Here is a 21435-nt window from a genome sequence, read left to right on the forward strand (position 1 = left end):
GTGTCCGGATCGCTTTCGACGGGCAGGCCGTGCCGTTCCAGTTCGGGAACAAGCGTGTCAAGGCCACCCGGTTCATGACGAGAGCGATGGTCGACCGATGAGTTTCCCCGACGGTGAAGAGGGTGTCGCGTATCTGCTCGGCATGGTTCCCGCCTTGGACACACCTGGCACGGAGCGGATCTTCTTCCGTACCCCCGAGTTCGACATCAACAACGACGACGACTATGACGCGCACGTCCCTTTCGCGGTGATCCGCAGCATCGACGGGGCGGGCAACAGCCAAGGCTGGCAGCAGACAGAAGTCGTTGAAGTGCAGACGTTCGCCGCGACCCGCGCGGCAGCGAAACAGCTCAACCAAGCAGTGCGGGCCGTGCTCGCTTGCCCCCATGGCGCAGACACCCCGGTCGGGTTTTTCGACCGGATCGAACCGAGTCTGCTGCCAAACGAAGTGCCCTACGAGCAAGACGATGCACGCAGGGACATCAGCAACTGGGCCATGGTGTCCAGGAACAGGTAAGGGAGTAACAGCATGGCCCCCGCAACTTTCGAAAGCATCGCGGACCGGAAGCAGAATCTGATCCGCAAGGGCGTGAAGGGACTCGTGGTCGTCGGCAAGTACGGCACCGCGCCGCTCATCACGACCCTGGTGGCGACGTCCGGGCAGATCGAGCTCCCCACCACCTACGAGTCGGTCGGGTGGATGTCGGAGGACGGCTCCACGAAGGCCCAGAACCGGACCTTGTCCCAGATCCGCGGCTGGGGTTCGACGAGCGTCCTGCGTGAGGACATCACCGGCGACGAGAAGTCGCTGCAGTTCACCATGATCGAGGATCGTCGGGTCTCGCGGGAACTGTACGAGGGCGTCGACCTGTCCGCCGTGGAGATGACCGCCGCGGGTGAGTTGAAGTACGACATCCCGGACCGGCCGAACGTCCAGTACTGGCGCGCGGTGGAGATCGTCGCCGACGGTGCGGGCGACAACCTGATCTACCTTGCCACCGCCTACCACAAGACCTCCGTGGGGGAGACCGGCGACCTGGTGCAGGCCAACGGCGACGACCCCACCACCCGGCAGGTCACACTGTCCGCGGTCCCGGACGATGTCACCGGAACCCTCGGAACGAACTTCATCTTCGGCACCGGCGCCCTCGCCTACGCCGAAGACATGGGCTACAACGTCGAGTCCTGATCGTCAGCCGGTGGGGACGTTTCTGTTCCGGGTGCGTCCCCCCGGTTGACCTGTTCACCCGGAACGGAAGGGACGTTCGATGTCGGACAACAACTTCAGGCAGGAACTCGTCTCTCCGGAGTCGGGCAACACGATCGTGGTGGGCACCCCATCCGAGGCGGCGCGCCTGCGGGCGGAGGGCTGGACGGAACCGGAGGCCCCTAAGAAGTCGGCTTCGAAGACCACCAGCGGGAAGCCCGCCGGAACCGATGCGTCGAAGCCCGCACCGGGCACCGAGGTCAAACCCGAGAAGTAACCGTGGTGGGCCCCTCTCACGGGGCCCACCCACTCAACCCGGAACACAGGCAGGAGAAGCATCATGCGCAGAATCGGAGACTTCCTCAAGGAAGCCAGCACCGTCGAACCGTTCGCGTTGGACATCGGCGACGAAGAGGGTGGCCCGCTTCTGTTCCACGACCCCCGCGACATCACCGTCAACGACGCCGAGGAGGTTCGAAACAGCTACAGCGTCAGGTTGACGGTGCAGCACATGCTCCGCGACGACTTCCCACGCGGCTGGAAGGTCCTGGGGACACTGAAGACTCGGGAACTGACTGAGCTCTTGGACGAGATCACGAACTACTTTCGCAGCCACGAACTCGGGAAGAAGTAGGCTCGCCTGGTATCTCGACCGGTACGGCGAGGAGATCGAGTTCGACCTCGCCACCCGCACCACCTACCGGATGTCGATGTTCCAGTCCGGTGCGGAGACGTGGGAAACGCTCCTCAACTGTGTCGAGAAGCTCGCGCGGCTGAGGACGACGTTCCTGTACGAGGCATTGGTCACCGACGTTGACCTCTACGAGGAATCCGAGGACGACGAGCGGCCCGCTATGGCACCGCCGCACATCGAGGAAACCCCCGAGGTCGGTCTCCTGAGGACCCTCATCGAGCAGATGCAGGCCTCCCTCCACTACCAGGCCCACCAAAAGGGCCGACCGAAGGTGAAGGAACTTCCCAGGCCACGTAGCGCCCGGGACGAGGCTATCGCCCGGAATACACGGAAGTCGTTCCAGGCGCTCGAAGCCGCGATCACGTTCGTGGAACAGGACCAGTTCGAGCGCACTCTGCGCGAACACGAGGGACAGGCGGTGAAACTCGATGGCGACCTACACCGCGGGAACCGGAACCCTCGACCTCGTTCCGTCCATGAAGGACTTCCACCGGAAGGTGGAGAAGGACCTGAAGGGCTACAACCCTCAGGTCCTGGTCGGGGCTGACACTTCTCGCGCGGTCCGGGACATCACCCAACTGTCCCGCAAGGCACCCACCATCGATGTGGACGTCCGGGTCCGGAACGCACAGTCCGCGGTCGCGAAAGCGGTCAAGGACATCCAATCCGCCGAGCAGGGCCTCAACGCCACCCGGGCACAGTCCGAGGACGCCGCCCGCAAGGTGGACATCGCGGAGAAACAACTCGACGAAACCCGCTCCAAAACGAACGTCAAGGCATCACAGATCGCGCAAAGCGAGCTGAAGGTCTCCCAGGCCCGGCAGGCTGCGGCTGCAGCGGTGAACGACATCCGCAATGCGGAGGCGAAACTTATCGGGGCCCGCAACGTCAAGTCCCAGAAGGACCGGGACCTGTTCGACGCCGGCAACATCGCCAGCAACGTTCAGGGTGCTATCCAGCAGGTCACCTCGCTCGGCGACACCGCGGCCTCGGTGGGTGCCATGTTCGGCGGGATGGGGCTTAAGGGCGCGGCCGGGCTCGGTCAGATCGCCGGGACTGCTTCGTCGGCTGCAGGACCGATTGGGGCGTTGGTGGCCGCGGGGGCGGGGATCGCGATCATCGGCGGCGGCGCGAGTGTCGCCGCCGCCGGTCTGATCGGGCTGGCGAACGCCGCCCTCACCGCCTCTGGTGCGATCGGGTTGATCCCGGGTGGACTGGCTGTGGGTGGGGCAGTGTTGGGAACGTTCGCGATCGGCACCATGGGTGTGACCGACGCGATCGACGCTCTCAGCTCCGCGCAGGCGTCGGGCGGGAAGGAAGCGCAGGACTACGCGAAACGGCAGAGCAACGCCGCCGAGGCGATCGAGTCCGCGCAGATCTCCCTGTCCAGGGCCGTCGAAGATGCCACCGCCGCACGGCAGCAGGCCGCTGACCGTGTAGCGGATGCGGTGGAGCAGCAGCGCCGTACCGAGGTTGACGCCGCACGTGCGGTGATCCAAGCCCAGCGGCAGATCATCGCCGCCGAACGTGACCGCGACCAGGCACTAGACGACCTGGCGCAGTCCATTCGAGACGCGGAAAAGGCTCAACGGGACCTGAACCTTCAAGTCCGCGGCGGGGCACTGGACGCCGAGGAAGCTGTCCTCGACCTCGGCGATGCGCAGCGGGAACTGCTCAGCGCACAGCAGTCAGGTCTCGACGGGGACGCGCTGAAGCGCTACGAGCTCGCGTTGAAGCGCGCCCAGCTTCGCATCGATGAAACCACCGTATCCAACGGTGATCTGACCGAGCAGCAGAAGGAATACGCGAAGTCCGGAGTCCAAGCAAACGAACAGGTCATCTCCGCCACCGAAGCCGTCCAACGCGCTGAGGAGTCCCTGGCGGAGACGCGGGATAACGCTGCCCTGCAGCGGATCCAGTCGGCCCAACAGGTCGCGGACGCCGCGAAATCGGTGGCGGACGCGGAGCATCAGCGGAGCCAGGCCGCTATCCAAGCGCAACGGTCCATCGCGGACGCTGAGCGCGCCCTGGCAGCGGCCCGATCGAGCGCCGCGGATTCGCTGAACCAGATGTCTGCGTCGCAGCGGGCCGTGTCGGACGCTATGGCCGGGTTGTCCCCGAACGCGCAGGCGTTTGTCCGGGAAGTAATGGCGTTGAAACCGGCGTGGGACGCGGTGAAAAACTCCATCCAGGACGCTCTCTTCAGCGGCCTCGACACCAAGCTGCAGCAGCTCGCTGACACCTATCTGCCGATCGTGAAGAACCGGCTCACGGACATCGCCACCGAGGCAAACAAGGCCGCCGGCGAGATCGTGAACATGCTGACGGACCCGAAGAACGCAGGATCCGTTGACAAGATCCTGGAGAACACGAGTGTCATCGTCCGGGAACTGGGCGAGGCACTGGGGCCGCTGATTGAGGCGTTCCTCGACATCGCCGAGGTCGGCACCGATGTGCTCGCGGGCGTGTCCGGGGAGGCAGGTAACGCCGCGACCGCGTTCCGGGACTGGATCCGGGACATGAAGGAGTCCGGGCAGCTGCGGGAGTGGATGCAGGGCGCGGTGGATCTCCTCAAGGACATCGTCGTGTTCGCGATCACCGCCGGCCAGGCATTGGTCAACATCATCACCTCGTTGAACGCCGGGGTTGAGAAGTCCGGCTTCTTCGACAAGCTCGGGCAAATGGTGCAGGACTTCATCACCTTCGCCAACTCGGATGCGGGTGCAGAGTTTTTCGAAAATCTCGGGCAGACGATCGGGGACATCGGGAAGTTCGTTCTCGAAATCCTTGAATTCATCGGCGTCGTCATGGACTTCTGGAACACGATCGATGAAGGAACCCGGAATGCCACTGATGGCGCGACGGGGTTCTTTGAGGTGCTAGGGCGGATCTTCCTGGCAATGCAGACCCTCGGTCTGTCGGAAGCACTCCGTGCACTGTTCTCCATCGACTGGGGCGACCTGTGGCAAAAGTTCTGGGACGGTTCCAAGGTTCTTCTTCAGAAGATCTTGGACGCCCTGGTGCCTCAGCCCATTCAGGACGCTGTCCGTGCACTGTTCTCCATCGACTGGGGAGAGGTCGCGAACACGTTCTTCACGAAGGCTGGTGAGATTCTCCAGCGGGTCATCGACGTCGTTGTTCCCTCACCGATCCGCGATTTCCTGCATGCTCTTTTCGAGTTGGACTGGGACCGGATCATCGGTGCCTTCCTGAACGGCCTGGCCGCGCTTGGCCGAAAGGTCAAGGAGAAGATCGAAGAGCTTCCCGTGCTGGGAACCCTGTTCAAGATGGTGAGCGGCGGTACGGGCTGGGGCAAGGAGATGAACGATCTCCTGGGGTCGCAGTCCGGTGGGTTCACCGGCTTCGACTTCGGGTTCGCTGACGGCGGACCTGTCGTCGGGCCGGGAACAAGCCGGTCGGACTCCATCCCAGCGTGGTTGTCGAACGGCGAGTTCGTGGTCAACGCGGACGCCACCCGCCGGAACCGTGGAGTGCTGGAATGGATGAACGCCGGCCGGTTCGCTGCCGGCGGCGTGGTCGGGTCTGCCCCTGCCGCTGGTGTGGCCGCGGGCGCGGCGAGCATGGTCACGATCGATGTGGCCGCGGTCGCCAACCTGGGTGACGTCGCTGAGGCTGTCACGGCCGCGGTGGCCGCGTTGAACGCGGAGCTCCTGCTGTTGGTGGCGGACACGGTGACGTACTGGGCTCAGATTCTCGCGTCCACGGTTTCCACGGCAGACCAGATCACCAATCGGCAGAACCTCCTCACCCAGTTTTATGTGACGTCGTGGGCGACCATGACAGCCACGGTGTGGGGTTCGGTGAACGGCCAGAACCAGGCGTTCGCTGCCTTGAACGCGGGGTTGGAGAATTCCCGCAACGCGATGCAGTTCACCGCCGACTGGGCAATCAACCAGTACGGGCGGATCCGCGCCGCGGCGGCGGACCCGATCCGCTGGGTGATTCAGAACCCGATCAACGCCGGGTTGATCACAGCGTGGAACACGTTGGATACCCAGTTCGCGCTGGGGAAGCACGTCGACCCCATTCCGTTGGCGTTCGCGACCGGCGGCCGGGTTCCGGGTATCGGCAACAGCGACACCGTCAAGGCACGTCTCACCCCTGGCGAGTATGTGCTGAGCAAGCCGGCGATCGCGAACCTCGGTGGGCTCGCGTCTGTGGACCGTCTCCACAAGATGGCCCGCGCCGGGATCATCGGCCCGGACGCCAACCTGGGCCGGCAACACGGTGACGGCAAGCGGCGCATGGACCTCATGCGCGCGGTCCCGTTGGATGGTCTGGGTTTCGCCTATGGCGGTGTCCAACCTCATGTCGCGTTCGCCGGGGAGGAGATCGAACGGCTTTTCGGTCGCCTACCGGGCGGTATCGGTGGTGTGGGTGGACGTCCTAACGCGTCCGACCACCCGTCGGGGCACGCGTTGGACTTCATGACCCTCCAGAACACTGCCTTGGGTGACCGGATCGCCGGGTACCTGCAGCAGAACGCCCCCCGTCTCCTTGTGAAGTATTTGATCTGGAAACAGCGGATCAACGAGGGATCCGGTTGGGACGGCATGGAGGACCGTGGCAGTGTCACGGCGAACCACTTCGACCACGTCCACACCTCGTTTCTCCGCGCAGGGCAAGCAGGCAAGGCGTTCTCCGACGCCGGCGGGGCGATGTTCGACCCTGTCGGCGCGGTCACTGAGGCGTTCAAAGCGGCTTCCGCGATGGCCGGTGAAACCTCCAGCAGGTGGCCGGGGAACCTTCTGGCCGTACAGGCTGGGGCGATCGCAGGGAAAGCCATCGAAGGCACTAAAACACACGCCGTCGACCGGTTGATGGCGATGATGTCCGCCGGGATGCCGAACGTCCAGTACGACGGAAACGTCGCGAAAACCGTGATGGAGGTCGCGAAGGCACTCGGCTTCTCCCGCCGCGGCGCTGAGGTCGCGTTGGCCACCGGTCTTCAGGAATCCGGTCTCCGGAACCTGACCTACGGTGACCGTGATTCGCTGGGTGTGTTTCAGCAGAGGCCGAGTCAGGGATGGGGCACAGCGGCGCAGATCCTGAACCCGGTGTATGCGGCGACGAAGTTCTTCGAGGCCCTCCGCGGGGTGTCTGGGTGGGAGTCGCTTCCACATACGGTCGCCGCGCAGAAGGTGCAGCGTTCCGGGTTCCCGGACGCCTACGCGAAGTGGGTTCCGCAGGCCATCCAGATCGTCAACGGATCCGGCCTGTTCGACGCGGGCGGTATCGCTACCGGTGTTGGGTTCATGGCGAAGAAAACCCTCGAGCCGGAACGGGTTCTCTCGCCGGCGCAGACGAGGGCGTTCGAGGCGGCTCTGTCCCGGTTGGGCCGGGACGGGTACGCGTCGGCGTATTCCAGTCCGGAGCCGCAGCCGTTGCAGGTGACGAACAACGTCTACCCCTCGCCGGGGATGGACGAGCGGGCGGTCGCTGTGGATGTGTCGCGGCGCACCGTGTTCAAGCTCCGCAGCCAGTAGGGCCGGGCCTCGTGAGGCCCGGCCCTCTCACCTGAAGGGGGTCCGAGTGGCCGCACACCCACCGCCGATCTGGACCCTCGACGGGCTCACTCTCAACGGGCCGAGGGACAGCGACGGCATCCAATGGATCGCGACCGAAGACAGCGACCCTCTCTCCGCGCCGGCCCCGACTTCCACCTTCACCCCGAAATATCAGCGTCACGGGTCTTACTGGAACCCGGGATATGTGGAGCGGGGCACCGTGTCGTTCGCGGTCCGTGCCTACGCCCAGCATGGGGACTGGCAGGCGCTGGCGCGGGCCCGGTTGAAGGCGAAGGCGATATGCCAGGACCCCACCCAGCTGTACCCGCTGGTGTTCAAATCGGAGATCGGGAACCACGTCCAGTACGTCACCCGCGAGGGCGACCTGCTGATCAAACCCGTCGACTCGCAGGACCCCGCGTTCGAGTTCAGCGTCCAGTTCGCTGCGCCCGATCCGCGGTGGTACGACGAGAACTGGACCGAGCAAACCACCGGGGTGCCGCAAAACTCCATCACCGGCCTCGACTTTTCCGGTACCGGCCTTGATTTCGTCGGTTCGGGTACCGGGTTGGATTTCGGTCCGGCGGCGACCGCAGGCACGATCGCGTTGACGAACAACGGCACCGCACCTACCGCGCCGATCCTCACCCTCACCGGCCCCCTCACCACCCCGGTGCTGACGGTCGCGAACGGCAGCATCAAGTACAACGCCACTCTCGCAGTCGGTGAATACGTCGTCATCACCCCCGAAGACCCCTCCGTTCTTCTCAACGGGACGGCGTCCCGGAACTATCTGGCGAACCCCGCCAACTGGGACGCGTTCGTCGTTCCCCCCGGGGGTTCGTTGTCCATCGGCCTCTCCCATTCGGGGCCGTCCACAGACCTAGGAACGGTCACGGCTCGATTCCGGGCCGCCTACTGGTAGGGGAGCCCCCAATGGCGGCCATCGGAACCACCATCCAATCCACCATCGACCCGGCGTGGCTGCACCAGCGCATCAACGAAGCCGACGCCCGCTACGCCCTCGCTGGCTACGCCAACCCCGTCCCCGGCACCGTCATGTCCTACAAGTCGGGGGTGTTCGCGGCCGGTGCAGTCTCCGGCACCACCCTGGGAGACGCGAACCACGGCGGGATGCGTGTCACTCAAGGCGCTACCGGTTCCTCACCGACGGTGCTGGTGAACGTGGGGAACTGTCTCATCGACACCCCCGGGCAGGGTCCCTACCTGTGCGCTCTGGATTCACAGAAGACGGTGGGACTCGCTGCCCCCAGTTCAACGCAACGCCGTATTGACCTGATCGTCGCGAGGGTCTATGACGACCGCAACTCCGCGATTAACTCCACCGCGAATGACCGGCGCTTCGTGGTCCAAGCCGTTACCGGTGACAACACGTCCGGCACTCCCGTAGTTCCCACCACGACCTTGCCGGCGAACGGGTGGATCGCGTTGGCGGCAGTTCAAATTGAAGCCAATGGCGCCACCATGACCATCACCGACATGCGCGGCCCCGGTTTGACCGCACGTGGTGGCCCGAAGATCCTGTTCGGCAACGACGCCAAGATCACGTCCACGGCGTTCGCCGAAGCTGGTGCCTACGCAGGAGACCGCCGGTATGTGGTGGGGCACCCGTTCCCGTCCCAGACGTACTACGTCTCTTCCGACGCCGGTACTGCCGGTTGGCGGGGTGACGGCGGGGAGCTGGTGTTCACCGCCACCGCTCCTAACATTGGGGTGCGTACCCAGTTCGGTGGTGGGTCGGTGGTCGAGATCCAGAATCTCGTGGTCCCCGCCTACGGGATTCCGGTGACGCTGACGCCTCGCGCGCGGTGGAGGCCGATCCTTGATCCGAACATGATCTTGGAGTCTCAGACCCGTATCGGCGGCACCATCTGCAACATGACCACGCTCAACACGTGGGGGCAGTCCGGTTCGCTGAACAACGCGACCGCGGTGCCCGACTTCACGTTGGGTCCGTTCACGACTGCGCAGACTGTGAGTTTCTGGTTGAACATCGCTGGTGGGAGCCCGACCGCGACGGTGCAGTGGGACACCGCGCAGGTCGGCTGGCACACGCTTCAGGTGATGGTGAGGCCCGCGAACATCGACCCGATCAGGGTGTGGCTGTGACCTGGCGGTGCCTGATCACGGAAGCCCGTACAGGGCTTGTCGTCGACGAGCTGAAGTTGTCCGCTGACCCTTCATGGGAGACGGAGATCGGCCAGAAGGGGTCGTGGGGGGTGGAGTTGGTCCTCGGGAAAGAAAACCCGAAGGACAACGTCATGTCCTACATGACCACCGGCCGATATTCGTGGGTGGTCTGCTACAACGAGTCCCCCATCCAGGGAGGCATGCCCGCTGACGGCGGGTTCGATCAGGGATCCCAAAAGCTTTCCGTGTCCGGCCCGGGGATTTTGGCGGTGTTCGATAACCGTGTCGTTCGGGCAGTGGGTGGGACACCGGCGACGATCGCGTCGTCGAACAACAACTACACCCTCGCCGGGGTGTCCCGTCGCCGCATCCTCCGCGAGTTGGTGGCCCGCTCCGTGAGCGATACTGCCAGCGGCGCGGGACTGCCGTTCGACCTCACCGATGGTGAAACGGAGACCGGGTCGGAGAACCGGACCTACGTCGCCGCGGAACTCTCCTCGGTTCTCAAGGCCATGAACGACGAGACCACCGACAATGGCGGACCAGAGTTCATCATGCGTCCGTTCCTGGCGATACAGTCCGGAGTTCCGTACGTGAACTGGAAGTACGCGATCGGGACCCCTCTCTTGGGTAACCAGACGTTGGCCGCGGCTTGGGAACTCGGTGCTGCCTACGGAAATATCGACGTCGACTACAACATGGCGGTGCCGATTCCGCATCGGGCGTGGGTCAAGGGCTCAGGCGATGGAACGGTGACCCCGATGGGGTATGCGGACAACACGGCTCCTCTGCAGGTCGCGAATGTGGTGTACTCGGACTACGTCGACACGTCCCACACGGACATCAGCGACAAGGCGAAGTTGGATTCTTACGCTGTGGCTGTACTCGCTGACCGGTCTGTGGCGGTGGAGACCTGGAGTGCTGAGGTCCGTATCGACGGGAAGAACAAGGACGGCAAACAGGTTTCTCCCGCGCTGGGTTCATGGACCGAGGGAGATGCGCCCCTTTTCCGTGTGACGAAGCACCCCGTGATCCCTGACGGGAGCTACCGTAGGCGAATTGTCGGAATGTCGAGCGGGCAGACATCGGGGACGGTAAATCTGAAGATCACCCCCACGCCGTTGTCCTAGGAGGATCTTGTGCCAGACATCCGGGACGCGCAGTCTATCGAACAGGCAGTCAAGATCCTCAGCGACAAGTTCGAGACGATGATGCGGCAGTCCGGCCCGGAGAGAGTCACCGCCCGTTACGAGAAAAACACGACTGCCGCGGTGCAAACCGCGCCAGGCAATGCGGACGTACAGATCTCCTTTCCTGTCGCCACGCGAACCCACGCCCTGGTCGTGCCGAACGGTGGCTTCACGGCCTTCAAGCTGGCCGCAGGTGCGTGGACCGTCGTCGCTGGTGTTCGATGCAGCGTGGTTCCGGCGAGTGGAAGCAGGCTCGCGATCGCCGCGAACAGCAGCGGTACATGGACACTTGGTGACACGCTCACTGCTGGCGGGTCGAACTCGCAGAACTTCTCGGTTGCCTCAGTGGTCGAGAGCGACGGGACCGCCTTCGTGTCGGTGAACTTCTTCAACGGTGGCACGAGCCTTGATATTCAAGGGGCTGGTTCTCCGATTCCTCGGCTTACTCACGTGGCGTTCGTGCGCCATTCCGGTTAGGAGAACCATGACCGCCCTCGGAGACCACGCCGCCGCCGAACTCGACTACCAGGGAATCGTTGATCCGGAGCGTGCGCGGATCGTAACGATTGTGGGGACGTTCGCCGAATTCGACGAAGAGGACATCCCCGGGATCTTGGAGAAGGTTCAGGCGCTGCTCAAGTTCAACCCCTTAAGTCCGCTCACCAGTGACGCGGGCCAGTGGGAGGAAAGGGATGACGTGGTGCCGGGCCAGCAGGTATGGCAGTCGAATCGGCAGCCAGACGCGTGGACATATGACCCTGGGTTTCACACGTACTTTTTGATGTCGGAGCACAATGGCGGGGGGATCTCTGACACGCACGCCACAATTTCAGAAGAGAACTGAGTCTGTTCTGCACCTGGGGGACCGGAGCTTGACCACTGTGGACACTCAGAGAGGCGGTGTCGGTGAGTGACGTTAAAGACCTGCTTGTCGGACTCGCGACACTCGTGGGTTCGTTGTCCGCCGCGTTCGTTCTCATTTGGAACACCGTTGTGGGTCCACGCAAGGGCAACAACGAGAAGGTCGCCCGAAAAGCGGCAACCGAAACCGCTGAGCAACTCCTCGAAGCGGTGGCCGACGGCGAGATCACACCTGACGAAATCGACGAGATCAAGAAGTCGCTCCGCCGGGAGGAGCCATGACGAATGAGCAGGCGCGCGACATCGTCGACAAGGCTACGACTCATGCCGTGAGGGATGTGCGGGCGCGACGTACAACGTGGATCGCGTTCGTGGTGTTGCTCGCATCGATCGTCGTCGCCGCGCTCTGGTTCGGTCCACGGTTGGCCGCAGTGGACGATCGGTCACAAGCTCAGGATGCGCGCATCGGGGAGCTTGTCGCGCAGGCGGACAAGAACGCCGCCGACGGACAGGCTCTGCGGGATCAGGTAGTGCGACTCGGCGGAACTCCCGTGGTCGAACCCGCGCAACCAGGAGCTGCGGGGCAGCCAGGGGCCCCTGGTGTGCCTGGTCCGCCTGGGCCTGCGGGACCAGCGGGTTTCACCCCCGCTTGCTATTCGGAGCCGAACCAGTGCCGAGGAGCGAACGGGCAGCCCGGCGACCCGGGGCCAGCTGGAACCGCGGGGGAGGCCGGTGAACCTGGTCCTGCGGGGCCGGCTGGTCCTCCCGGGCCACAGGGTGAGCCAGGTCCGCAGGGTGAACCGGGCGTGACCGGTCCGCAGGGTGAAGCCGGTCCGCCGGGCCCGACGTGCCCGGATGGCTACACGGCGCAGGACCGTCGGCAGGGCACCGAAACGTGGTGGGTGTGTGTCGCTGACGAAGACCCACCGCCCCCGATCCCCACAACCTGAGGAGGCCACATGGCCTGGTACGTCGCGAATTCCCTCGAAACGTTGCGGGGGCAACTGAACTCGCTCGCTCCCCGCCGCTCCAAGGTCAGCGACGGCAGTATCGGCGATGCCGCGCACAGCGCGCGCACCTCCGATCACAACCCCACCAGCACTGGGCAGGTGTGTGCCCGCGACTTCACACACGACGCGGCGGGCGGCCTGGACTGCCACTGGCTCGCTCGCATGCTCACCGCGTCCGGGGACAACCGGATCAAGTACATCATCTGGAACTACCGCATCTGGACACCCGGCGTCGGCTGGAAGGCCTACACCGGGTCGAACCCGCACGACAAGCACCTGCACCTGAGCGTGCACGCAGGCGCTCTCGGAGACCAGGGCAGGGCGTGGAACCTCGGCGCCAACGGAGAACAACCGGAGGACGATATGCAACTGGACGACAATGTCACCTTGTTCGACAAGAGCAAGACCAGCGTCAACAACGTACTCGCGGGCACCCTCGCGCGCGTCGGCGGAAAGTACACGTCCAAGGTGTACAAGCATGTTCAGGGCGAACTCATGGACTTCGTCCTCGGCATCGACGAGAACGTCATCAACCAGGGCCGGAAGGTTGAAGCCCTGGAGAAGGCGAACGCCGCGCAGGCGGCGAAGCTGGACGAGGTCCTGGCGCTGCTCAAGGCACAGGCGGCGGGCCAGTGACCGGCCAGCACGGGGACCCGATCGGCGAGCTCTCCTTCACTCAGGCTGAGCCGCTCGCGGTCGCAGAGGCGATTCGTGGTGTCCTCGTCGCCGTGGTCGCCGCCGGATGGATCGTCATCCCCGACTCGACGATCGCACTGCTGGTATCCGGTGCCGGGCTCCTGGGATCCATCGTGACCACGATCCTCGCCCGCCGTCGCGTCACCCCGGTCGTCCCGGGCCCGGACGGCACGTATCAGATCACCAGCCTCCCCGCTCAGGAGTAGTCCTCCCGAACCCGCCGAAAGAACGACGACTGACCTACAAGGTCCGGAGGTACCTATGACGCTTCGCATCCCCCAGGGCGCCACCCACCGCCGGACCTGGCCAGCCACCAACCCCGCCACAGGAACACCCGTCACGGCGTGGGACGGATGGACGGGGGTGGCGCAAATCCGCGCCACCCCCACCTCCGAAGAGGTACTCCACGAATGGTCCACCACCGCCGGAACCCTCATCCTCGACGCTGAAGGCGTCACCCTCCTCACCCACCCAGCCGACTCCCTCCCATGGCAGTGGGTCGACGGAGTGTTCGACATCGAGATGACCGACCCCGACGGCAACGTCGCCCGCTACCCCATCGACAGCGTCAAGGTCATCCCTGCTGTCACACGCCAGGAAGAGAGCTGACCATGGCCACTCGACTCGCAGACGCCTCACAGCAGGCCGCAGCCGATGCGGTTGTCGACCGCATCGACGCTGGCGGCGCCGGAAACCTCAAGATCTACAGCGGTAGTCAACCGGCCGACGCCGACACCACACCGGCGGGCACGCTCCTCGTCACCATCGCGCTCGCCGCGACCGCGTTCGGGTCGGCTAACGCGTCCGGCCAAGCCGCGCTCGCCTCCACCCCACGCAGTGGCACCGGCGCGGCTGCGGGCACCGCAGGGTGTTTCGTCGTCGAATCCGGCGGCGGGGCGAAAGTCTTCGGCGGGTCGGTCACCGCGACCGGCGGCGGCGGTGACATCACCCTCGACAACACCTCGATCGCGGTCGGGCAAACGGTGAACATCACCAGCCTGACCTACACCCAGCCCGGGACGTAGAGATGGCGGCGCGGTCGGACGCGGCCACCGACCGCGTCAGCAGGAACACGGCCCCCTCGCTGGCGACCTTCACCGTCTGCGTGTGGGCGAAGGTCGTCAACTCGGCGTCCCCCCTGTTTCATCCGATCACCCGGTTCTCCGACGCTGGGGACAGCAGTGCATGGATCGTCGGTTTCAAAGGAACCAACGGCCGTACCCCCGCCATCTACAGCCCCGGGAACGCCACCGGGATCTCTGGCGCTGAAGTCGCGCTCGGCACCTGGGTATTCGTCGCCGCAACCCTCAGTGGCACCGCTGCCGCGATCCACACCGGCACTACACCCGGCAGCCTGACCAAAGTCACCGGCACTGTCGCCGCCGCGAACACCCCAACCCAGTTCGGCGTGTTCGGCCGGTCCGCCGCCGACGGATCCGAATGGCTGGACGGCTCACTCGCGGGCCTGCGAATGTGGACCGCGGTACTGTCCGACGCCGAAATCATCGCCGAAAGCCAGTCCATCGCCGCCGTCCGCACGTCCGGGCTGTGGGGCAGTTGGTCATTCGCCGCCGCCGCGCTCACGGACGGATCCGGCAACAGCCGAAACCTCACCGCCGGGTCGACCGCACTCAGCTCCGACACCGATCCCACACTTTCGACTGCTGTCACCGGCTCCGGCGCACTCACCGCACCTGCCGCCACCTCGTCCGGCGCCGGTACTGTCCTCGCCGCTGGCACGGGAACCGCAATAGCCCCCTCTGCATCCACCGCAGGAACCGCCACGACCACGGTCACAGGAGCAGGCGCAGCCACGACGCCGACAAGTATCGCCAGCGGCACGACCACGGCCTACGCCGCCGGCAGCGGTGCAGCAACCACGCCAACCGCAACCGCGACGGGAACCGGCGACCTCACCCCTTTGAGCTACGGCTCCGGCGGCCTCACCGCTCCTAGCGCAACCTCAGTCGCGACAGGAACCGTCCCTGCCGCAAGCGCGGGTGCTGTCGTCTCATCCTCACCGGTCACGACCGGGGCTGGCAGCGTCCCCGTCGTGGCCACCGCCGCACTCGTCGCACCCCCCGCGGTCACGTCTGGCACAGGCGGGCTGCTGGCAGTGATCGAAGGGACCGGTGCAGCCGCCGCCCCCGCGGCAACCTTGACCGGCACAGGAAGTTCCAGTACCCCAGAACCAACGACAGGGCACCGTCTACGGTTCGGGCGGCCTCACGGCGGCGGAGTCGTCACCTTCGGATGGCCCCGCGACACCCAACCTGTTTCTCTCGGACGCCCAGCCTGAACATGAAAGCGGCCCCCCACTTCACGTGGGGGGCCGCTTTCGTCGTGCCTGGGGTCAGTCACGCACGCGGGTGAACGTGCACTGCTCGCCAGTGACCTGGACGTACTGACCCACCTTCGCGGCGAACAGAGTCTCCCGGAACACCATGGCTGTCTCGACGACATCGCTGGGGTTGCTTGAACCCCGCAGGAAGTAGTGGCCCCACTCGTTGCCCGGTCCACAGGTTACCTTGTACGTCCCGGCCGGCACGGCGGCGCCGACCTCGTAGGTGCCGGCGTTCAACGTGGGAGCCGGTGCGGCCGGGGTGCGTTCGGGGATGGCAGACAACGCGAACACCAGAGTGATGGTGAGGAGTACGAAGCCGCCGACGATTGCCACCGCGATGTATGGCCACCGCTTCGGTTTGGGTTGGTAGTCAGGGTGAGCTTGGATGACGTACTTCACGACGGTCCCTCCGCGGCGGTGGTTACCTACCTGGTCGTGTGGATCAAGACATCCGTTGCCTACGTGACCGGACTGTTATGTCACCAGTGTCCGCCGAGGAGGAGCGGGACGCCGAAGATGACCGCGATGAGCACGAGAACGCAGAAAGTGAGCCATGTGATTCGACCGATGCGCCGTAGGGTCTTGCTCATCGCGCATTCTCAAGGTCGGCGGTGGAGGCAGCGGACCGGTCGAGGGGCCCCTGGTCCGCTGCCTCTTCACCCGCCGCGCGCGGGTCTGGTTCCTGGTGGCGCCGTTGCGGGGGCCGTCGCGCACCAGGAATGTAGAGGGGGTCGTCGTCGGGGCCGCTGTTGCGGAACATCACAGGCCCTCGTGCCAGTGTTCGCACACCCAGGCGCCGCCGCTCCCAGCTCGGTAGGGCGTGTGGCAGTGCATGCAGGAGTACACCTCGCGCTGTTCTTCGGTCCACGTTGCCTGCTCGTCGTCGGTTGCCTTCCGTTTGGCGAGGCCAGGAGGGATCGTGGATCGGACGACACGTGGTTTCCGGTTCTGCACGACGGCGGTCACGGCTGCTCACCGCGCACGTTCTTCTCGTACGTCTCCAGTGACGTCGTCCGGAGTGCCTCCAGAAGCCTGCCGACGACCTTGTCGAGGGGGATCAGTGCGGTAGGGCCGTTGTCGATCCGAACGGCGGTCTCAAGTCTGCTCTTGTGCTCGACCTGTCCGACGTAGACATGAACCGGGTCTCCGTCTGTGGTGACCGTCGGGATCGCCCACACTCCTCGCATGTCCTCAGCCATGCTCCGAGGATCGGCCTGTAACTACGGTACGTGAAGGGGATGAGTGATGCGCGTGATGATGCGCATCACCGCATCAGCTTGCGTCCGCGAGCTCCCGGCGGCGTGCGGCCCACTCCGACTCGGCCCACTCGGGCGGCATCTCCGCCAGGCAGTCGCGTGCCGCCTGGCGCGCGGCGGTCTTGTCGCCGAGTGCGCGAAGCACGAACGCCCGCTGACCCAGGAAGAACGACGGGGTGTACCAGTAGCCAGACGGCGGGAACTCGTCAGCCGACGGCAGCTGTTCGACCATGCCGTCCGCCTCGGTAAGCAGCCTGAGCGCGTCGTGACGCTCGTCGTTGCGCGCAAGAACCTCGGCTCGCTGAAACGTCTCATAGGTACGGAGACCGATATGCACGCGCGTGTCACGCCGAGCAGCCTCAGATAGCGCATCAGCCTTCCGGAGGTTTCCCTGGCGGATTGCGTTGTAGGCCGCGAAGGACAGCGCGGTCGACAGCCTCAGCGGGTCGTCGGCCTCCATCGCGAGCACTGCGGCACGGTCGAGGTGTCGCCGCGCCTGCTCCCAACGCTGACCGGGGATGGCGAGCCACCCACGATACTGCTCCAGTTCAGACAGGAGTCCGACGGCGGCAGGACGCACAGCAGAACGTGCCTCGGCCGCGAAGGTCTCGGCCATCTGCCGTTGTGCGTCGACCATGGGGATGACGTGCGCCGCGCTGGTCTCGTCTTCCAGCCGACGAACGGCAGCGAGGACACCAGCGAGAGAGTCGAGAGCCGCGCCATCGACAGATCGCGGACGGCCAGCGACAGCGGATAGCTGGTCCCGTTCGGCAGGATGCAGGGCGGTCGGACCCGACGTCCAGAGTTCGAGGAGTTCGCCGCCGGCGTCGAGTTCGTCGTCGAGGCGGGCAGCGATGGCCTCGTCGGGGTGCATGAGGCCCGCTTCGTACCGGGACAGTGCTGACTGGTGAACGGGCACGCGAGGTGCCAGAGCATGCTGCGACAGCTGGGCCGCCTTGCGTAGGCGGCGGAGCGCGTCGCCGAAGGTCTCGGCCATCGTGCTACCTCAGTTCGCGGAGGAACTCTTCGCAGAGCCCCCGGGAGCTACCCGGGGGCGTTCCTCCGCGAAGAGGGGACCCCAGTGTAGCCAGTCGGCCCACGGCGTGAATGTGGACCATTTGTGGACCATCTGGCCTCCCGTGGTCCCAATGTCAGATCCTCGGAAACCCCTGGTCACTTGCGTGACCAGGGGTTTCCCTGTTGCGACGTGCCCCCGGCAGGACTTGAACCTGCGACCTAGAGATTAGAAGGCTCTTGCTCTATCCAGCTGAGCTACGAGGGCCAACGTCGGCGACGTTGGGTGTCGCCCAGCATCGGCAGCTTAGCCGTCGCCAACCTGTCGATCGTTCGACACCGCCAGATCGTTTCAGGTCGAGCCCACCGTTTTTTGGAACGCCCGTGAGCGCGTCGCGACGCGGGGTGACGCGCTCACGGGCCGGGGCCGCTTCGGGGGAGCGGCCCCAGGGTTCGCACAGGTCGCGAGTCGACTCCTCTGCAAGCGACGCGCGCGAACCGCCGGGGTGGTCAGTCCCAGATCTTGAGGGCACGGATCACGAACGGTCCTTGGGGTACGTAGGTGCCGCCACCCGGATAGGTGATGAAATCTCCTTCGGTCGTGCACTCTTCGCTCTGGTAAATCGTCACATCCCGGCTCAGTCGGTTGACGAACGAATGCCCGGCGAAGTCTTCGGGCAGCGGAATGCATTCCTCGGGATTCGAGGTACGCAGGTCGAATTTGTGCACGGTGCCGCCGAACGATTCTTCGCCCCATACGCAGAACTCGCCCTTCTGGCAGGCGGGTTCGGGCGGCGCGGTGGTGGCGCTCGCGACTCCGGTGCTGGTCAGCAGGCCGAAGGCGGCCAGCAGGAGCACGTGCGGGAGGCGGGCGCGCAGGTTCGTCAAACGTCGTGTCATGGCTGGGTTCTCCCCCGTGAATCGGCGGCTCGATCGCCGTCGTGGATGTGTGCTTCCACGATGATCCGCCGGAAAAGCTTTGTCAGTCCGCATTTCTACTTCTGTGGATAAGTAGTCGTGCGCCGCTCGATCGGGGAGAGTTGTCCACAGATCGCCCGACCGCGTTGTGCGGTCCGGAAGCAAGTGTTAAGCGCGCGCGGTAGAGCCGCGCACGACCAGTTCGACCGGGAGCTGGGCGGGGGCGGGCGTCTTGTCGCCGCGAAGCAGGCCGAGCACCAGCTCTCCGGCGATCCGCCCCTTGGCCGAGAGGTCTTGCCGCACCGTCGTCAGCGGAGGTTCGGACCATCGGGCCGGTGGGACGTCGTCGAAGCCGACGACCGAGAGATCCGCGGGTACGGACAGGCCCAGATGCCCCGCCGCCGAGATCGCGGCCAGTGCGAGCTGGTCCGACATGCACAGCAGCGCCGTCGGCCGCGGATCCCGGTCGAGCAGGCCGAAGGCGCTCGGGACGGCACCCTCCACGGAAATCCCGGACGCCTCCCAGATCGGCACGTCCGCCGCCGGGATACCGGCCTCGGCCAGCGTGTCCAGATACCCGGCCAGCCGTTCGCGCGTGTCGTGGAAACGGGTGTCCGCGGCGTGTTCCGGGGTCATCTCGCCACCGCGCGGCGAGGACAGGCATTGCGCCGAGAAGATCCCGATCCGCCGGTGCCCGAGTTCGAGCAGATGCCGGGCCGCCGCGGCCGCTCCCGCTCTGTCCTCCACGCCGATCCTCGCCGACCCGCGCACGTGCGGCTGGTCGATCACCACCAGCGGCATTCTCCGGTCGCGGACCGCGTCCAGCGCCGGCGCGCCGTCCGCCAGGGAGCACGCCACCGCGATGTCGGCCTGCGCGGTCAAGACGCGTTCCGCGCGCGGGCCACCGCTCTCGCCGTCGCCCGGCAACAGCAGGAGGGCGTGCCCTCCGGGGTCGACGACGGAAGCGAGCGCGTCGAGGGTCACGGAAAGGGCGGGGTCCGAGAACGCGAGCGAGAGGTTCGTGTCCAGCATGACCGCGATCGCGCCGGTACGGCTGGTGGCGAGGCTGCGCGCGGTCGGGTTCGGCCCCGCGTACCCGATCTTCTTGGCCGCGCGCAGCACCTCGTCCCGCAGCTGGGCGGACAGCTGATCGGGCCGGTTGTACGCGTTGGAAACGGTCGCCCGCGACACCCCGACGGCGTCGGCGACATCGTCCAACGTCGGCCTTCGCCGTCGCGTGCTGGTCACGGCCGCAGTCTAGTCCCGGGCGGGGGAGGTGGACTTTCTGAAGCGCTTAAGTCATTCTGGGGTAACGGTAATCGGAAGGAGACTGGGGTCTATGCGTGACCGTACGGCCGTTTTCGTGGTGTTCGCGCTCAACGGGGCCGCGCTCGGCTCCTGGGCGCCGCGGACGCCGGCGCTGTCGGAAAGAGTGCACGCCTCGCCGGGTGTTTTCGGCCTCGCGCTGCTGGGGGCCAGCGTCGGCATGCTGATCGCCGCGTCGGTGTCCGGGCGGCTGATCGAGCGGCACGGTGGCCGCGCGGTCGTCGCGGGCAGCACGGTCATCGCCTGCGCGGCACTGCCGATGATCGGCTTCTCGACGTCGGTGCCCCTGCTCGCCGGGGCGTTGTTCGTCCTCGGTGCGAGCGTCGGAGCGCTGGATGTCGCGATGAACGTCGCCGGCGTGGAGGTCGAGCGGCGGACCGGGCGAGCCATCATGCCGGTCCTGCACGCCGGATTCAGTTTCGGCGCGCTGGCGGGTTCGGTCGCCGCCGGTTTCGCCGCGTCCCATCAGTGGTCGCCGGGCAGGCATCTCACCTTCGCCGCGGTGGCGGCCTTGGTCGTGCTCGCCCTCGTCATCGGCGCCGTGCCCGGCGCCCGGCCCGTGCGCACCGAACCCGTCGAAAAGCCGCGGGTGGCGCCGATCAAGCGTCCCGTGCTCTGGTTGCTCGCCGCCATCGCGCTGTTCTCGGCGATCGCGGAAGGCGCGAGTTCGGACTGGTCCGCGCTGCTGATGACCTCCGCGCACGGCGTCGGCGACGGCGCCGCGGCGTTCGCCTACTCCGGGTTCGCCCTGGCCATGGCGCTCGCCAGACTCGCGGGTGCCTGGCTCCAGAACCGCTTCGGCGCGACTCGCGCGCTGGCGGTGGGTGCCGGGATCGCCGCGGCCGGACTTGTGCTCGCCGCGCTGGCCAGCGTGCCGGTGTTCGGGTTCGTCGGCTTCGCGCTGGCGGGCGCCGGGCTGGCCGCCGCCTTCCCGATCGCGTTGAGCCTCGCGGGGGCATCGGGTAAACGCGCCGACGGCACCGGAGGGGAGCGGGAACTGGCCTTCGTCACCGCGATCGCCTACACCGGCTTCCTCGCCGGACCACCCCTGATCGGCGGAATCGCGCAGGTGACGTCACTTTCGGTGTCGTTCCTGTTCGTCGGCCTGACCGCCGCCCTCATCGTCCCGTCCGCGTTGGCCGCGGCACGGGCGGGGAAACGGGAGGAGGTCACGGAACCGGTCGCCCGTTGACATCCTCGCCGCGTCGCGGGCAAGCTGATTGCTCGTAAACTGAAATGA

The 21435-nt window shown here is 65.9% G+C and carries 23 protein-coding genes and 1 tRNA gene; 18 read left to right on the forward strand and 6 right to left on the reverse strand.

The genetic code is table 11. The annotated features are described in order from the left end of the window. Positions 1–97 precede the first annotated feature (97 nt). The 17 genes from ACZ54P_RS28215 to ACZ54P_RS28295 all read left to right on the forward strand — a co-directional run bounded on the left by ACZ54P_RS28215 (position 98) and on the right by ACZ54P_RS28295 (position 15636). Positions 98–517 (forward strand): hypothetical protein, encoded by a 420-nt coding sequence (locus ACZ54P_RS28215; RefSeq protein WP_465464596.1) that lies wholly within the window; start codon positions 98–100, stop codon positions 515–517. A gap of 12 nt (positions 518–529) precedes the next feature. Continuing rightward, positions 530–1189, forward strand: coding sequence for a hypothetical protein (locus ACZ54P_RS28220; RefSeq protein WP_465464597.1), 660 nt, complete (start codon positions 530–532; stop codon positions 1187–1189). 79 nt (positions 1190–1268) lie between these two features. Continuing rightward, positions 1269–1484, forward strand: a complete 216-nt coding sequence (locus tag ACZ54P_RS28225; RefSeq protein WP_465464598.1) for a hypothetical protein — start codon at positions 1269–1271, stop codon at positions 1482–1484. A gap of 63 nt (positions 1485–1547) precedes the next feature. Further along, the gene (locus ACZ54P_RS28230) at positions 1548–1841 is read left to right on the forward strand and encodes a hypothetical protein (protein WP_465464599.1); all 294 of its coding nucleotides are present in this window, start codon (positions 1548–1550) and stop codon (positions 1839–1841) included. Between the two features lie 70 nt (positions 1842–1911). Then, on the forward strand, positions 1912–2448 hold the full coding sequence (locus ACZ54P_RS28235; RefSeq protein ID WP_465464600.1) for a hypothetical protein: 537 nt from the start codon (positions 1912–1914) through the stop codon (positions 2446–2448). Further along, on the forward strand, positions 2399–7408 hold the full coding sequence (locus ACZ54P_RS28240) for a VldE C-terminal domain-containing protein (protein WP_465464601.1): 5010 nt from the start codon (positions 2399–2401) through the stop codon (positions 7406–7408). The genes ACZ54P_RS28235 and ACZ54P_RS28240 overlap by 50 nt, the downstream gene beginning before the upstream one ends. A 46-nt stretch (positions 7409–7454) precedes the next feature. Further along, positions 7455–8354, forward strand: a complete 900-nt coding sequence (locus ACZ54P_RS28245) for a phage distal tail protein (protein WP_465464602.1) — start codon at positions 7455–7457, stop codon at positions 8352–8354. 11 nt (positions 8355–8365) lie between these two features. Beyond that, complete coding sequence (locus tag ACZ54P_RS28250; RefSeq protein WP_465464603.1) at positions 8366–9559, forward strand: hypothetical protein; 1194 nt, start codon at positions 8366–8368, stop codon at positions 9557–9559. After that, positions 9556–10710, forward strand: coding sequence for a hypothetical protein (locus ACZ54P_RS28255; protein WP_465464604.1), 1155 nt, complete (start codon positions 9556–9558; stop codon positions 10708–10710). The genes ACZ54P_RS28250 and ACZ54P_RS28255 overlap by 4 nt, the downstream gene beginning before the upstream one ends. A 9-nt stretch (positions 10711–10719) precedes the next feature. Further along, complete coding sequence (locus tag ACZ54P_RS28260) at positions 10720–11247, forward strand: hypothetical protein (protein ID WP_465464605.1); 528 nt, start codon at positions 10720–10722, stop codon at positions 11245–11247. A gap of 7 nt (positions 11248–11254) precedes the next feature. Next, positions 11255–11614, forward strand: coding sequence for a hypothetical protein (locus ACZ54P_RS28265; RefSeq protein ID WP_465464606.1), 360 nt, complete (start codon positions 11255–11257; stop codon positions 11612–11614). A 56-nt stretch (positions 11615–11670) separates the two neighbouring features. Continuing rightward, positions 11671–11913, forward strand: a complete 243-nt coding sequence (locus ACZ54P_RS28270; RefSeq protein WP_465464607.1) for a hypothetical protein — start codon at positions 11671–11673, stop codon at positions 11911–11913. Positions 11914–12590: 677 nt separating this feature from the next. Beyond that, entirely contained in the window at positions 12591–13277 is a 687-nt protein-coding gene (locus tag ACZ54P_RS28275; protein WP_465464608.1) for a hypothetical protein, read from the forward strand. After that, positions 13274–13543, forward strand: a complete 270-nt coding sequence (locus ACZ54P_RS28280; protein WP_465464609.1) for a hypothetical protein — start codon at positions 13274–13276, stop codon at positions 13541–13543. The genes ACZ54P_RS28275 and ACZ54P_RS28280 overlap by 4 nt, the downstream gene beginning before the upstream one ends. A 55-nt stretch (positions 13544–13598) precedes the next feature. Continuing rightward, positions 13599–13946: a hypothetical protein gene (locus tag ACZ54P_RS28285; protein WP_465464610.1), complete on the forward strand. Its 348-nt coding sequence runs from the start codon at positions 13599–13601 to the stop codon at positions 13944–13946. Positions 13947–13948: 2 nt separating this feature from the next. Next, the gene (locus ACZ54P_RS28290) at positions 13949–14362 is read left to right on the forward strand and encodes a hypothetical protein (RefSeq protein WP_465464611.1); all 414 of its coding nucleotides are present in this window, start codon (positions 13949–13951) and stop codon (positions 14360–14362) included. Positions 14363–14364: 2 nt separating this feature from the next. Further along, a complete protein-coding gene (locus tag ACZ54P_RS28295) occupies positions 14365–15636 on the forward strand; it encodes a LamG-like jellyroll fold domain-containing protein (RefSeq protein WP_465464612.1) in 1272 nt (423 codons plus the stop codon). A gap of 54 nt (positions 15637–15690) precedes the next feature. Here the strand turns inward: ACZ54P_RS28295 and ACZ54P_RS28300 are convergent, their stop codons facing one another. From ACZ54P_RS28300 to ACZ54P_RS28325, 6 genes are all read right to left on the reverse strand, one after another. Then, positions 15691–16080 (reverse strand): hypothetical protein, encoded by a 390-nt coding sequence (locus ACZ54P_RS28300; RefSeq protein ID WP_465464613.1) that lies wholly within the window; start codon positions 16078–16080, stop codon positions 15691–15693. Positions 16081–16643: 563 nt separating this feature from the next. Next, positions 16644–16880: a hypothetical protein gene (locus tag ACZ54P_RS28305; protein ID WP_465464614.1), complete on the reverse strand. Its 237-nt coding sequence runs from the start codon at positions 16878–16880 to the stop codon at positions 16644–16646. 73 nt (positions 16881–16953) lie between these two features. Then, positions 16954–17934 carry a helix-turn-helix domain-containing protein gene (locus ACZ54P_RS28310; RefSeq protein WP_465464615.1) on the reverse strand — a complete coding sequence of 327 codons (981 nt, stop codon included), beginning with the start codon at positions 17932–17934 and terminating at the stop codon, positions 16954–16956. A 211-nt stretch (positions 17935–18145) separates the two neighbouring features. Beyond that, positions 18146–18219 (reverse strand) — tRNA-Arg (locus ACZ54P_RS28315). A gap of 242 nt (positions 18220–18461) precedes the next feature. After that, a complete protein-coding gene (locus ACZ54P_RS28320; RefSeq protein ID WP_465464616.1) occupies positions 18462–18851 on the reverse strand; it encodes a peptidase inhibitor family I36 protein in 390 nt (129 codons plus the stop codon). Positions 18852–19037: 186 nt separating this feature from the next. Further along, positions 19038–20087, reverse strand: a complete 1050-nt coding sequence (locus tag ACZ54P_RS28325) for a LacI family DNA-binding transcriptional regulator (protein ID WP_465464691.1) — start codon at positions 20085–20087, stop codon at positions 19038–19040. A gap of 121 nt (positions 20088–20208) precedes the next feature. Between ACZ54P_RS28325 and ACZ54P_RS28330 the strand changes: the two genes are divergently transcribed. Next, entirely contained in the window at positions 20209–21387 is a 1179-nt protein-coding gene (locus ACZ54P_RS28330; RefSeq protein ID WP_465464617.1) for an MFS transporter, read from the forward strand. Positions 21388–21435: the final 48 nt, after the last annotated feature.

It is taken from the genome of Amycolatopsis sp. NPDC034160 (assembly GCF_055575355.1).

Bases quoted from the DNA above. Each gene is read 5' to 3' on its own strand.
- ACZ54P_RS28215 (WP_465464596.1), top strand. From the start codon at position 98: ATGAGTTTCCCCGACGGTGAAGAGGGTGTCGCGTATCTGCTCGGCATG.
- ACZ54P_RS28220 (WP_465464597.1), top strand. From the start codon at position 530: ATGGCCCCCGCAACTTTCGAAAGCATCGCGGACCGGAAGCAGAATCTG.
- ACZ54P_RS28225 (WP_465464598.1), top strand. From the start codon at position 1,269: ATGTCGGACAACAACTTCAGGCAGGAACTCGTCTCTCCGGAGTCGGGC.
- ACZ54P_RS28230 (WP_465464599.1), top strand. From the start codon at position 1,548: ATGCGCAGAATCGGAGACTTCCTCAAGGAAGCCAGCACCGTCGAACCG.
- ACZ54P_RS28235 (WP_465464600.1), top strand. From the start codon at position 1,912: ATGTCGATGTTCCAGTCCGGTGCGGAGACGTGGGAAACGCTCCTCAAC.
- ACZ54P_RS28250 (WP_465464603.1), top strand. From the start codon at position 8,366: ATGGCGGCCATCGGAACCACCATCCAATCCACCATCGACCCGGCGTGG.
- ACZ54P_RS28265 (WP_465464606.1), top strand. From the start codon at position 11,255: ATGACCGCCCTCGGAGACCACGCCGCCGCCGAACTCGACTACCAGGGA.
- ACZ54P_RS28275 (WP_465464608.1), top strand. From the start codon at position 12,591: ATGGCCTGGTACGTCGCGAATTCCCTCGAAACGTTGCGGGGGCAACTG.
- ACZ54P_RS28285 (WP_465464610.1), top strand. From the start codon at position 13,599: ATGACGCTTCGCATCCCCCAGGGCGCCACCCACCGCCGGACCTGGCCA.
- ACZ54P_RS28290 (WP_465464611.1), top strand. From the start codon at position 13,949: ATGGCCACTCGACTCGCAGACGCCTCACAGCAGGCCGCAGCCGATGCG.
- ACZ54P_RS28295 (WP_465464612.1), top strand. From the start codon at position 14,365: ATGGCGGCGCGGTCGGACGCGGCCACCGACCGCGTCAGCAGGAACACG.
- ACZ54P_RS28305 (WP_465464614.1), bottom strand. From the start codon at position 16,880: ATGGCTGAGGACATGCGAGGAGTGTGGGCGATCCCGACGGTCACCACA.
- ACZ54P_RS28310 (WP_465464615.1), bottom strand. From the start codon at position 17,934: ATGGCCGAGACCTTCGGCGACGCGCTCCGCCGCCTACGCAAGGCGGCC.
- ACZ54P_RS28320 (WP_465464616.1), bottom strand. From the start codon at position 18,851: ATGACACGACGTTTGACGAACCTGCGCGCCCGCCTCCCGCACGTGCTC.
- ACZ54P_RS28330 (WP_465464617.1), top strand. From the start codon at position 20,209: ATGCGTGACCGTACGGCCGTTTTCGTGGTGTTCGCGCTCAACGGGGCC.